9 protein-coding genes are annotated in these 12885 nt (G+C 50.3%); 4 read left to right on the forward strand and 5 right to left on the reverse strand.

The features are described from left to right. Positions 1-555 precede the first annotated feature (555 nt). A complete protein-coding gene (locus H6G21_RS05865; RefSeq protein ID WP_190571509.1) occupies positions 556-3468 on the forward strand; it encodes a CHAT domain-containing tetratricopeptide repeat protein in 2913 nt (970 codons plus the stop codon). Here the strand turns inward: H6G21_RS05865 and H6G21_RS05870 are convergent. The 5 genes from H6G21_RS05870 to H6G21_RS05890 form a co-directional block, all read right to left on the reverse strand. Then, positions 3454-3663: a hypothetical protein gene (locus H6G21_RS05870; protein WP_190571511.1), complete on the reverse strand. Its 210-nt coding sequence runs from the start codon at positions 3661-3663 to the stop codon at positions 3454-3456. The genes H6G21_RS05865 and H6G21_RS05870 overlap by 15 nt on opposite strands. Before the next feature lie 147 nt (positions 3664-3810). Beyond that, the gene (locus tag H6G21_RS05875) at positions 3811-4302 is read right to left on the reverse strand and encodes a spore coat U domain-containing protein (protein WP_190571513.1); all 492 of its coding nucleotides are present in this window, start codon (positions 4300-4302) and stop codon (positions 3811-3813) included. After that, positions 4299-6644 carry a fimbria/pilus outer membrane usher protein gene (locus tag H6G21_RS05880; protein WP_190571516.1) on the reverse strand — a complete coding sequence of 782 codons (2346 nt, stop codon included), beginning with the start codon at positions 6642-6644 and terminating at the stop codon, positions 4299-4301. Before H6G21_RS05880 ends, H6G21_RS05875 begins: the two co-directional genes overlap by 4 nt. Positions 6645-6780: 136 nt before the next feature. Then, complete coding sequence (locus H6G21_RS05885) at positions 6781-7590, reverse strand: fimbria/pilus periplasmic chaperone (RefSeq protein ID WP_190571518.1); 810 nt, start codon at positions 7588-7590, stop codon at positions 6781-6783. Positions 7591-7762: 172 nt separating this feature from the next. Next, complete coding sequence (locus H6G21_RS05890; protein WP_190571520.1) at positions 7763-8290, reverse strand: spore coat U domain-containing protein; 528 nt, start codon at positions 8288-8290, stop codon at positions 7763-7765. 1105 nt (positions 8291-9395) lie between these two features. Here H6G21_RS05890 and H6G21_RS25615 point away from each other — a divergent pair. The 3 genes from H6G21_RS25615 (at position 9396) to H6G21_RS05905 (ending at position 12704) form a co-directional block, all read left to right on the forward strand. Next, positions 9396-9872: a hypothetical protein gene (locus H6G21_RS25615; protein WP_242041675.1), complete on the forward strand. Its 477-nt coding sequence runs from the start codon at positions 9396-9398 to the stop codon at positions 9870-9872. A gap of 327 nt (positions 9873-10199) precedes the next feature. Next, entirely contained in the window at positions 10200-12122 is a 1923-nt protein-coding gene (locus H6G21_RS05900; RefSeq protein ID WP_190571522.1) for an AMP-binding protein, read from the forward strand. A gap of 132 nt (positions 12123-12254) precedes the next feature. Beyond that, positions 12255-12704, forward strand: a complete 450-nt coding sequence (locus H6G21_RS05905; RefSeq protein WP_190571524.1) for a YlqD family protein — start codon at positions 12255-12257, stop codon at positions 12702-12704. The last annotated feature ends 181 nt before the right edge of the window (positions 12705-12885 follow it).

Below are 12885 nucleotides of genomic sequence, written 5' to 3' on the forward strand. Positions count from 1 at the left end.
CAGCAGACTTCTATGCAAGCAGGCTTCTACGAGAAGACTCTCCTACGTGGTGTCCCATAGACTGAATCCGTAGGATGACTTTCCGATTCCAACATTTACGCAGATTGAATGACATTCATCCAAGGCTCCATTTCCTGTGATTACACTATTCACTGAAACCAAAGGGTCAGCATCTTGGGTTACAGGATGCTGATAGCCGCGAGGGTATCTGAAAAATTACTGAGGAAAGTTCTACGGACTCTGATGGCTAATGAGTCAGTTCCAGTAGATAGAACTACTGAATGAATCATCATTGCTTTACCTTATCTACATAAAACAGGAGATTTGTGCAATGGTGGAGGACGAAAATCAAAAACCGTCGCAATAGATAACAAGCTGACCGACGCATAGAGCGGTCTGGGGATGGTACGAGGCCGACATAGGGACACGCGAAGAAGGATTACGGATTTTTCCATTTTGGGGAACGCTGAATCTATCTCCAATCCTTCCACCCTACTTCCAGCCCATTTCCACCGAACTTCCACCGAACTTCCACCCCAGCGTCAGACAAACCCTATGGTTCTTCCTTTGGTTGCATTATTAGGACAAGCTACGATCGCGCCATCCACCCTCTCTGTAACTCACGCATTCCCATCTTCAGAGCCCCAATCTCCAGGCACCCAGGCTCCGGGCAGTGCACCCATGGCAACCCAACGATCAGAACGCCCTCCCTCTTCGCCCCAGCCGCAATCGTCCCCACAGCCACAATCGTCCCCACAGCCGCAATCAGCCAAACTTTCCGATTGGGAACGCTGTCAGCACCAGTGGCAAGCCCACCAACTAGAAGGGGCATTGCGATCGTGCCAAGCAGCCTTGGAGCAGGCTCGTAACCGACGCGATCGCGAGATGGAAGGCCGCATTCTGACGAGCCTTGGCATTTTGTATCGATCGTTGGGTCAGCCGTCAGAGTCGCTACAAGCGTTGACCCAGAGTGTGGCAGTCTATCGCCAGATGCACCATGCGTCGGGGTTATCCATGGCGTTGTTCTATTGGGGCCAAGCGCAAACCCTCCAGGGCAATTTGGATCAGGCGATCGCGGCATATCAGGAAGGACTTCGCCTAGTTCAGCCCCCGCAGGATTGGAGCAGGAAGGTGCATTTTCTCTTTCATCTCAGTGGAACGTATTCTCTCCAAGGAAATTTGGATGCAGCGATCGCGACCTATCAAGATATCTTGACCCAGGCGAAACAATGGGGCGATCGCGACAGTGAATTTAGTGCGCTGAATGGTTTAGGGAGCTTGTATACCACGCAGGGGAATTACGCCAAGGCGATCGAATACCATCAACGGAGCTTGCAGCAGGCCGCAGCACGGAAAGCCGAAGCCCAGAGAGTACAGGCGCTCAGTAGCTTGGGCCTCGTTTATTACACGCTTGGGGATTACGATCGGGCGAGTCAGACCTATCACAGGGCGCTGCCCCTGGCCCAACAGTTGAAAGATGCACGGGGCGAAGCTGCCATTTTGAGCGGATTGGGACTGGTCTATTCCGCCCGCAAGGAATGGCAACGGGGCATTGATTATCAACAGCGGAGTCTCGTTTTGGTTCGCAAGTTGGGCGATCGAGCCGGAGAGGCTAGCCTATTAGCCAACTTGGGGGGGGCCTATCGCAATGCAGGCAAATTTCAAGCGGCGATCGCTACCCTTGAACAAAGTGTGGCCCTTCTTCAGGATTTGGGTGATCGGCCTCGGCTGGGACGGCTGCTGGCTAACTTAGGCAGTGTGTACCGCAACCAACGGCAGTACCAACAAGCGATCGCATACTATCAGCAAAGCCTGACCCTGGCCCAGCAAACTCGCGATCGGGAGGTGGAGGGGTATGTTTTATTTAACTTAGGCTTTGTCAATTTTGAGCGGGGTCAATTAGCGGAGGCAGAACAATTTTTACGGTCAGCCATTACGGTGCGCGAAAGCCAGCGACAACTGTTGGGGCAGCGGGATAGCCTCAAGGTGGCGATCGGAGACATGGAAATTACTGCCGATAGCTATCGCTATTTACAACGGGTATTGGTGGCGCGGAATCAACCGGAGGCCGCATTGGAAGTGGCAGAGTGGAGCCGTGCCCGTGCCTTTGCAGATTTGGTGACGCAGCGCTTCGCCACATCCCATTCGACAGCCCAGTCAGAACCCCAGTCTATATCCCCTGGCAGAGCGCATTCGGCCTTGCGGGAACCGCCAATTAACCTGAAGACGATTCGGCAGATCGCCCATCAGCAAAAGGCCACGATCGTGGAGTATTCCATTCTGGATGGTGGATACGATATCACGACCCAGGGGCAGGGAGCGGATGCAACGTTGTTGATTTGGGTGATTCAGCCGACAGGCAAGATTACCCTGCGGCGAGTGGCGATCGGGGAAGCATTGGAAAAATCTCTGCCACAATTGGTCAGTCTGAGTCGGGAGCAAGTGGGGGTACGGGCAAAAGTGAGTGTGGTGCGGGTGGCGGATACTCGCACGATCGAGGCCGATGCACCACCGCCTTTAACAACGTTGCATAAATTGTTGATTGAACCAATTGCAGATTTATTACCTAAACAATCGAGCGATCGTGTCATTTTCGTACCGCAGGGGTCTCTTTTTCTCGTACCTTTTGCAGTGTTTCAGGATGAACAGGGCCGATATTTAATTGAAAAGTATACGTTAGTCACAGCACCTTCTATTCAAGTTTTAGATTTGATTAGCAGGTCTCAGCATAGTGATCAAAACTTTAGAAAATCTACCAACATTACAATATCGACTTCATTAACTAATACGTTACTAAATACATCATCAAAACATTCAAAATCACTTCACCAGAATACCTCTGTCTTGATTGTAGGAAATCCCACGATGCCGAAGCTTCCGGCAATGGAGGGTGCAGAGCCAGAAACGTTGGAAAGTCTACCGGGAACGGAGCAGGAAGCGAAGGAAATTGCGGCGCTTTTTAATACGCAACCGTTACTAGGTTCATCTGCGACCAAGGCGGCGGTGTTACAACGCATTGGGCAGGCGCGCATTGTGCATTTGGCGACCCATGGATTGCTGGATGATGTGCATGGGACGGGAATGCCGGGGGCGATCGCGCTAGCTCCGTCAGGACAGGATGATGGATTTCTGACGGCGCGGGAGTTGATGGATTTGCAATTGTCGGCGGAGTTGGTGGTTTTAAGTGCGTGCGATACGGGGCGGGGACAGATTACGGGGGATGGGGTGATTGGGTTGTCGCGATCGCTGTTTGCTGCGGGTGTGCCGAGTGTGATTGTGTCTTTGTGGCAGGTGCCAGATACGGCGACGGCCTATCTGATGACGGCGTTTTATCGCAATCTAGCCCACACGCCTGACAAGGCCCAAGCCCTCCGCCAAGCGATGCTACAAACGAAGGAGCAATTCCCCGATCCGCGGGATTGGGCAGCATTTACGCTGGTGGGCGAAGCGAATTCAGGTATGGATTGAGCATCTCACCCATGCCCCGTCTACACCAGGCACAGGCATCGGTTTCCCCCAATACACCCTATCCAAAAACCCAAGGGAATGGAGTTGGTTAATGATGGACTGCACCGTTTCCTTCGTACCAAAAAGCTGTAGCCGGAAGTATGGCCGAAACCGTTCGATCGAACAATCCCGATCGCTACCAGAACCTGTAAACATAATTGAGCTTCTCCTTGTAGAGAGTATGGTTTCTACCCGCATTTCCTGGTTCTAAATTGGGAATGCGGGTGGAAAGAAGCCCAAAAACTAGAGCCACCCCGTTTGACATCACAAATCAAGAGTGACTCGATTCCAAACCAATATCTCTTAAAAATTAATCGTAATCGTCACTGTATCGCTGTAATTGCCCACCTTCACCGAAGTTTGCTGCGCGGGAATTCTGCCATAGACCGGAATCGACGTGCTCACATTCTCCCCCGGAGCCACCGGGCCATACTGAGACGTTCCCCCAGAACCATCCCCCCATACCGTCGATCGCGTCGGATCAAGATAGAAATTGTAGTTCAACGAATCCGACCCTTGACGCATTTGGCGCGTTGCAAAACTCCCACTGTTCCCCTGACTGAGATCGATCGTAATCGTTCCCGGAGCCACCTCCGTACAGCGATAGGTAATACTCCCCGTAGAGTCATTGTGCGCACTGTTAAATACATCATAGGCCCCAAAATTCACTCCCACTACCGACTCGATCGAGCAACTGGGCAGCGCAAAACTCGGCCTTGCCATCCCCACTGTGCTGAAGATCAGCCCATAGGACAGCCAACGCAGCGTACTTCCGTTCAGCCATTGCAACTTCATGGACGTTTTGCCTCCTGGGTTGCCATCACACAACGCAACTGCCCCAACTTAATAAACGACTCCTTGGACTGGGGCACCGTAATCGAAAACCGACAAACACCCCCCTCATATTCCACCTCCGCCCCATAGGTGCCAGCGGCAAGATTCTCTAAATAAAATTCCCCCTGTTTCCCCAGCGGCGACACCACCGATCGCGCCTGTCCCCCCACCGTCACTTGGCCATAACTGGGAATCTCCGACTGCCCACCCTTGTCAATCACCAGAGTCCCCATAATCGCCTGCGCCTTCTCCACCGCAAACCGCACGACCGCCCCGCCCCGATAGGGGGGCGCAATCACCTGCTCCGTCCCTCCCACATCATAGTTATTCGGGATATCCTCGGTGGTAATGCCCAAGCGATTGCCGTAGTAGGGCAACAGATTCGGAACCAACAAACTGCCATTCCGATTCGTTGTCCCCACAGTCTGATTATTTAACAACCCCTGCACCCCTTGCAGTCCAGGCACGTCAATCAAGGCAAAACTCCCCGTCAGCGGCTGGGAAAGCATCACCTTCCCACCGATCGCAACAATGCTACCGGAAGCCCTTAAGTTAGTAGAGCGTTGATCATTAAAGCGATCGTGGGTCAGTTCATACCGACCAAAGGGCGCTTGATATTGGAACATCGCATTGGAAGTGGTACTTTGACTCCCCGTTTGGCCTTGGAAGCGATAGCCCAATCCGGTGTAGGTCGCAATCGGTTTTTGGATTTGGGCAATGGTGGACTGGGTTTCGCCATTGCGTTGGTGGGAGAGGTTAGCAGTGCTGCCATTCCCAAGGCTGTAGTTCAGACCGATATACAGATCCGTACTGGAATCCTGGTCTTGCCGCTGGTTACGATTCACTGAAATCGACAGATTTATCTGGGAATTCAACCGCACCGTACTGCCTAGGGCAATCGTGGTTGTTGGGCCTTGATCCCGCCAATGGGCATAGGCATAGCGCCCAAACAGACTGACATTGCGACTCACCGAAACACTGGTAAAGGCATTGAAGTCGAAGGTGGCCCGATCGTCCGTCGGATTCAAACTCATGGTGGCATAGTACGGACTCATGGCCCGGGCAGAAAACCCCAAGCTAAATTTTTTACCCGAGTAGGCATAGGACAACGCCGCTGCACTGCCCGATCGGCCATCGGCTTGGCTCGCCGCGATCGCCAAACCCATCTCCCCAAAGGGCAAGCGAGCCGCCAGATTCGCCCCGCCGCTCAGCAAGCCCGTAGACGCTTCCAACCGCAATCCCGCTGTCAGGGAATTCGTAATCCCAAAGCGGTGACGCGCGAGAAAAACGGGAGCACCGTAGTCGAAACTTTCCGTATTCAGGTTATTTCTGCGGAACCCTAGGTTGTAGCTAAATTCCGACAGCCCTGGAGCCAGCAACCCTGCGGAATAGTAATAGGGATAGCTAATTTGTTGTTCTCGGCCAAAGGCATCCCGCAGCACTAACCGCGCCGCACCGCTACCGGACACCACTGGCAAGTCCTTAATCCGAAATGGGCCCGGTGGCAGTTCTTCCCGCTTCACCAAAGCATCGTTAACATAGACATCCACTGTGGAAGGCGTCAGTGCCGCCCCCGACAATCCCAAGGTGGGCGATCGTAAAAAGTAGGGATCTAGGCTAAATTCCCGCCCGTAGCTAATCCCCGCAAAAAATGCCGATCCGCCTAACTCGTCCGTATTGGCAAAGTGATCACCCAAAACCCAACGGGTCATGTTGCCAGGATTGTCGATCGTTAAATTCGTCTGCCCGCGCACCAGCTTGCCATTCTGCCCACGATTGAGGCTACTGTAGAGCAGTTGATTACCAAAGCTCAGACCCATTTCGCCAAAGAAGCTGAAGCGCTGAAAGTCTTGGGCATTGACTGCGTAGTTGAGAAACAAACTGGTGTTTTTGCTGTAAACCAGATTAGCAGGCCGATCGCGGTTCGCGACACTGACCACCGTCGTTGCTAATTGTTCAGGCGGAACGGTGAGTTTGAGGGTTGTGGCAGTTTCATCTAGTTCATAGCGAATGGTGGGGGCTAGGGCACTCAACCGCACATAGTCTTCCCCATTCAGCGTTTCCTGGGACTTGGGCAAATTGCTGATTCCCGCTTGTTGCAGATCTTTCAGCCGCACCAGTGCATCCCCCGATCGCAGACGAATGGGAATTTCCTGTTTTTTGACTAGGTTAACGACTAAATCAAAAATTGCGCGTTGATCTGCCGCGCGGACGATCGTGGGAGAAGCCGCAATGAAGACTGTAATGGCTGTAGGTAGTGCAATGGAGGCAAGCAGGGGGCTGCAACGAAGGGGCCACTCCATAAGTAATTCCTAGGAGTTAGAGAATAAGGAATAAATTGAGAAATGAATTCTGACGAATCAGCTTGTAGAGGCACACACTGGTAGTTAGCAGAGTTAATTAATAGATTTAACTAGTCAATTTAACTAGTAGATTTAATTAACGGGAAGTCGCAGAACAAAGACCATTGGGTGTTTGAGCATTTTGCGTCAAGCGTTGCTTGGTACCGTATTCCACTTCGATCGTAATGGCTTTAACCTTGGCACAATCCGTTTTAGGAACCTCTAAATCGAAGTTGCGGGTACTGTTGGATAAGATGTACCAGCCTGCTGTGGAGCGATCGAAAATGGGTTTCTCTAGTGTTGAACCATAGCCTTTCACCCGAACTTGTTGAGCCGTGAAATGGGTATTTCCCGTATTTTTCACCTGAAAAGCAATCTTCCCATTCTGTGCTTGAATTGCCTGAATTTCACCACTAATTTTAGGTTGGGTTGGCTGGATAAAAATTGGGATGCTCATTTTAGTGAGCACTTGAACTTGCAGCGCTGAGTTAGTAGCTTGCGGGGTTTTCAGCGGTGGCAACTCTTCCACCACAATACGATAGGTTTTTTCTTGTTCGCTAGGATCAGCCGTAATTCCAATACGAACATTACGACTTTCTCCCGGAGCCAAACTCAGCATATTCGGGAAGAAGATAACATCTTCCGTTGACTCCAGTTGGACAGGACTGGTTGCGGTTTGTGACCAAGTAAAGGCACTGACTTGGAACCGTAACGGCTTAGGACTATCGTTCCGAATCGAAAGTATTTTACTAGATGCAGATCGATCGGCTTTTGGAGACAGATAAATTTGGATCGGGCTCACACTAAAGTTACTAGCAACTGCGGAGCTGATTGGCCCTAAAAGCCCTAATCCCAGCAATGAAGCCAAAACTGTTGAAGATGTCCAGGAAACAGGTAGACGAAACATAAGCAGCTATGCATGAGATAAGCAGGAAATCTCTTTCCTGCTTATATAGATTTCACGGGAGATTTGATTAGAGTTACATAACCAACACCAGGCTGATTAATCCTAAAATGATTGGTTATGCAACTCATGCTTTATCACTTCACTATCTATCAGTGATTTCTAGTAGACAGCACTAGAAGGAGACAGTAGCAACAACCGTGTCAGCATAGCTACCAGTCGTTACGAGATTTTGACCCGCTGCAACTTGACCGTAAACGGTCAAGTTCTGTGCAGACCCTGTTCCATTTTGGCTGGTACCAGTACCCGCTGTATTGCCCCATACGGTAGTGCGGCCAGCATCCGAATACAGGCTATAGCTCATCATGGCTGCCCCGTTAGCCATACGACGTAGTGGAGCAGCATCGGTAGAACCCGTATCTGCATTTGACCCTTGGCCCAAGGTCACTACGGTAGGAGCACCATTGGTACAGGTGACGGTTACTGTTCCTGTTGCGTCAAGCGGGATTGATGCGTTGGCAACGATGGGATCGTAAGCACCGAAACCAATGGGAGCGGTGCTGATGGTGCAGTTTGCAGTGACCGAAGCGGAGGTTCCCAAGTTGGCGGTTGCAGTCCCAGCGGAAGCAGCGGAAGCCCCTGTAATCACGCCTAAAACCAAACCAGAAGCGATAGCAATAGAGCGAATGAAAGACTTAGACATGGTGGTAGACTCCTGTGTATTAAGGCTGAGATGTGTGACTTCAAAAATGCTCGATACGTGTCAGACTGCTAAAAATTGAGAGTGCTCTACTTCATTGAGAGTGCTCTACTTCATTGAGAGTGCTCTATTTCGCAGTTGTGATGACCTGTACTGAAAATTTAGTCATCTTGAAGCAGTTTCAGGATTACATCGAATCAGTAATTTCAGTAGAAACAAGGTTCAACTCATTCGTGATTTCGATTGCATTTCTCTGCTCTAAATTCAGTTAAAACTTCAAAGGTGAAAAAGTTGTGAAATGAAGTGGAAGATATCGATTTTTTTTGATTTTCTGATCTGATTCGAATGCACTCAAAGAAATTAGAGATGAATGATAGACGATCGCCCAAATCTGGGTATGTTAAGAACAGCCCGATCAATGGTCTGACAGCCTTGCATACATAGAGTCTGACTTCTTTTTACTTGAGGTCTAAGACTTGCATTGTTGTTGATTTGTCTGACGAGAAATATTCCCTAAGGCATACTCCTCAAGATGCTTTAGCTTTATATTTTTGATGATCGTGATTCATGGATTGAAGTGATCTCTATCACGTCTAAAACTGAAATCAATCACGACTTCTAGAAGAAAGAAATCTTTTGTTTTTTATTTCTGTAAATCAATCGCAAATTTAGTTCATTTTTGAGATTGATATTCATTGCTATTCCTTGTTTTCTTGACAGGCAATAGCATAATTTTCTGTTTTCAATCGGCATCCCGATCGCAAATAGAATTGTGATCTAAATGACAGGACTAACCGATCTAAATCACAGGCTGTTTTTTAGTAACCTATGTTCTTTTAGTGACCTATAGTAACCTCACCTATAGCAACCTCACCTATAGTGACCTCTGTTTTTAGTAACCTATGCTTTTTAGCAAGCTAGCTGTCGTTACGTCATCATTGAGTTGCATCATCATTGAGTTGCGTCATCATTGACTTCTACGGCACCGTGATACCGCACACTGTTTCCAGTATGCCCCACCTCAGGCTGCAAATAAACGGCAAATAATCAGTAGGATAGGAACTGAGAACACCGCAGAGCAGTCTACTTCTAACGAGGACAGATGGGAATGCATATTTTCACGCAATTGCGACTGGCTAAACATCCCCCCTTGTACCCGATCGCCCAGCCCCCTAGCCCTTCCCTTGCCCGGGTCAGTCTCTCCGCGATCGTGTTATCGACCGTGTTAACCGCTATGTTAACGGCTGTGTTAACCACTATTTTGTCAACCTTGGCTGCTGGGCTGACGCCTTCCCGTGCGATCGCGGCTCCTGTCGCCTCCCCGCTGCCTCAACCCTCAGAACCCAGCAATCCCGCTCCAGCCGATCTCCCCGAAGAAGTTCTCCGGACGGAAATTATCACCGAAGCCCGATCGCCCATTGATGGCAAACCCATGACCGCCCAGGAATATGCTGAACTGTTGGTGGAAATCAACCAAGCCAATCAGGTGGAACCCCAAGTTTCACCCAAAGTGCGTCAAACGGTGGGACTCCTCAAGCTGCGTAAATTTCTCAAAACGGTACTCCCCCTTTTGCCGATTAAATGACATCCATCAACTCCTATCTATATCCCATCTATTCAGTCATCGCCCATCCAGAAACACCTATCCAGAACGCTTGAAACCCCTCGCCCACTTGCGGGACTGTCCTGCGGGATCTCCTGCCCTGAGATGACCAACGATAGGCTAGAGCCAGGATTAGCTAACACCCAGACCCTCTCAAATAGCCCCTCCCAAATAACCATGTGCACGACTAGACCCAGCAACCTTCCAGGTGTGAATTCTGTCGTCCACGTCGAGGTTTTTTAGGAATAATGGTTCTCACTTAGAGTGGTTTAGAGTGTTGAGTGTAGTGTTGAGATTAGGAGAGCACCTATGGCTGGAGGATTGGCAGCGCAGGAACGTCAAAACTTAGCGCGATCGCAGGATTACATGCAAGCACAGTCGATTCCCGCAATGTGGGCGATCGCTAGCCAAAAGTTTGCCAATATTACCGCACTTATCGATCCCCATGCCAAGCCAGCGGTACAGATCACTTACCAAACGCTGTACCAGCAAATGCAGCAGTTTGGAGCCGGATTGCAAGCGCTGGGCATTCAACCCACCCAGGATCCCATTCCAGCCCGTGTGGCACTCTTTTCTGATAACTGTCCCCGCTGGCCCATCGCCGACCAGGGCATTATGCAAGCGGGCGCAGTGGATGTGGTACGCAGTTCCCAAGCGGATACCGAGGAATTACTCTACATCCTGCGGCACAGCGGCGCGATCGGGCTAATTGTGGAAGATTTAGCGACTTATCAAAAACTGCGTCCGGGATTGGAAGAGATTGCCCTCGGGTTCATTATTTTGCTGTCGGATGAAACGCTGCCCGAAGAGTCCACCTACAAAGTGCTGTCCTTTAGCCAAGTTCTCAGCCAAGGGTCGATCGCTGCCCTGAAGCCCGCCCAGTTCACCCGCAACACCTTGGCAACGCTGATGTATACCTCGGGGACTTCGGGCATGCCAAAGGGCGTCATGCTGACCCATGGTAATCTGTTGCATCAGGTTGTGGCGGCTTCTGGGGTGGCCCAACCCATGCCGGGGGAACGGGTGATGAGCATTCTGCCGATTTGGCATTGCTACGAACGCACGTTTGAGTACTTCATCTTTTCGCGGGGCTGCACGCAGATTTACACCAACATCCGCTATGTCAAACAGGATCTGAAGGACCATCGCCCCCACTATATGGTCGGTGTGCCCCGACTGTGGGAATCGATCTACGAAGGGATCCAAAAGCAGTTCCGGTCCCAACCTGCGGATAAACAAAAGCTGGTTAATTTCTTCCTGACCCAGAGCGATCGCTACATCAAAGCCAAACGGATTCTGCAAAACCTGAGCTTGGAGAATCTCACCCCATCGGTGGGCCAAAAATTCGCCGCAGCCCTACAAATCCCCGTTTTATGGATCCTGCACAAAATTGGCGATCGCTTGGTGTATGCCAAGGTTCGAGCGGGTACGGGCGGGAATTTGAAATTTGTGGTCAGTGGGGGCGGTTCGATCGCCGATCACCTAGAAGACTTTTTTGAAATTGTCGGCATTGATATTCTGGGTGGCTATGGCTTGACGGAAACGGCCCCGATTACCCATGTGCGACGCCCCTGGCGCAATATTCGCGGATCCGATGGTGAAGCACTCGTCGATACGGAAACCAAAATTGTCGATCTGGAAAGCCGCCAACCTTTGCCCGCCGGGAAACAGGGGATCGTCCTGTTGCGAGGGCCACAGATTATGCAGGGCTATTTCAACAATCCGGAAGCAACCCGCAAGGCGATCGATCCTGAAGGGTGGTTTGATTCCGGGGATTTGGGATACCTGACTGCGACGGGAGATCTAGTCATTACCGGACGCGCCAAGGATACGATCGTCCTGACCAATGGCGAAAACATTGAACCCCAACCGATCGAAGATGTCTGTCTCTGTAGTCCTTACATCGACCAAATTATGCTGGTGGGTCAGGATCAAAAAGTGCTAGGAGCATTGATCGTTCCCAATACAGATGCCTTAGCAATTTGGTCAGCGGAACAAGGTTACGCGGATGTTGATCTCAAGAGTAAACCCATTCAAGATCTGTTCAAAGCCGAGTTAACCCAGCGGGTCAAGGATCGTCCTGGATACCGACCGGATGACCAAATTCGGGTGTTTCGGCTCCTAGAAGAACCCTTTACAATCGACAACGGTTTGTTAACCCAGACTTTGAAAATTCGCCGCAATGTTGTATCCGATCGCTATGCGGGTATCATTGACGAGATGTTTAGCTAACTGGGGTCAAGTTCTGTTGATGTGATTGCACTCAATTGCTAAACAGATTCCGCCGGATCGTCCGGTTCGATCGTGAATGAACCAATGTCCCCCCAACATCACATTTAAAATTAGTCTCCCCCACAGGTTTCTATGGAAGTTTCTAATTCTCATCTGTTAATTCAGCGCAACGTTGCTGTCACTGCGATCGTCACCCCTCGCTGGAAAGACGAAGCTCAACAACAACTGCAACAGCAACTGAACCAAGTGGACAGTCAGCTTCAACAGTTAGATCTGCAATTGCAACAAGTGCTGACCGAAGTTCAAAAGCAAAGCCTACAACCACCGGGGCCAGAAACGGTTCAGCAGATCGAAAATATCAAAATCCAGTTCAACCAAGGCAAAAGTGAGTTGCTAGAACAAAAAAACCAAGTTCTGCAACAGCTTCAGCAAGTCCAAACCTTGGAATTGAACCAAGAAGTAAATCAAGGCCAAGTGGTCAGTGTTTTCAAGATTGAAAAAGGCGATAACCTGATCGGCAAGATGAATGTGGAAATTGTGCTGCGCGACGGCATTGTGGAAGAAATTCGTGGGGATGTGTAATTCTCAGATTCTGTAAGTCTCAGATCTATACCTCCAAATAAAAGGGTCGATCGCGCGATCGACCCTTTTTTCATCCCAGCTCTTTTTTCATCCCAGCTCTTTTTTCATCCCAGACAGTGCAGCCAACCCTTCAACCGCCCCAGACCACCCCCCCTCAAAACTCGCAAGCGCTTGAAACCCA

It is taken from the genome of Alkalinema sp. FACHB-956 (assembly GCF_014697025.1).
In the GTDB taxonomy this organism is placed as follows: Bacteria; Cyanobacteriota; Cyanobacteriia; order Leptolyngbyales; family Leptolyngbyaceae; genus Alkalinema.

Coding starts and splice junctions, on each gene's coding strand:
- H6G21_RS05865 (WP_190571509.1), top strand. CDS start 556: ATGGTTCTTCCTTTGGTTGCATTATTAGGACAAGCTACGATCGCGCCA.
- H6G21_RS05870 (WP_190571511.1), bottom strand. CDS start 3,663: ATGTTTACAGGTTCTGGTAGCGATCGGGATTGTTCGATCGAACGGTTT.
- H6G21_RS05875 (WP_190571513.1), bottom strand. CDS start 4,302: ATGAAGTTGCAATGGCTGAACGGAAGTACGCTGCGTTGGCTGTCCTAT.
- H6G21_RS05880 (WP_190571516.1), bottom strand. CDS start 6,644: ATGGAGTGGCCCCTTCGTTGCAGCCCCCTGCTTGCCTCCATTGCACTA.
- H6G21_RS05885 (WP_190571518.1), bottom strand. CDS start 7,590: ATGTTTCGTCTACCTGTTTCCTGGACATCTTCAACAGTTTTGGCTTCA.
- H6G21_RS05890 (WP_190571520.1), bottom strand. CDS start 8,290: ATGTCTAAGTCTTTCATTCGCTCTATTGCTATCGCTTCTGGTTTGGTT.
- H6G21_RS25615 (WP_242041675.1), top strand. CDS start 9,396: ATGCATATTTTCACGCAATTGCGACTGGCTAAACATCCCCCCTTGTAC.
- H6G21_RS05900 (WP_190571522.1), top strand. CDS start 10,200: ATGGCTGGAGGATTGGCAGCGCAGGAACGTCAAAACTTAGCGCGATCG.
- H6G21_RS05905 (WP_190571524.1), top strand. CDS start 12,255: ATGGAAGTTTCTAATTCTCATCTGTTAATTCAGCGCAACGTTGCTGTC.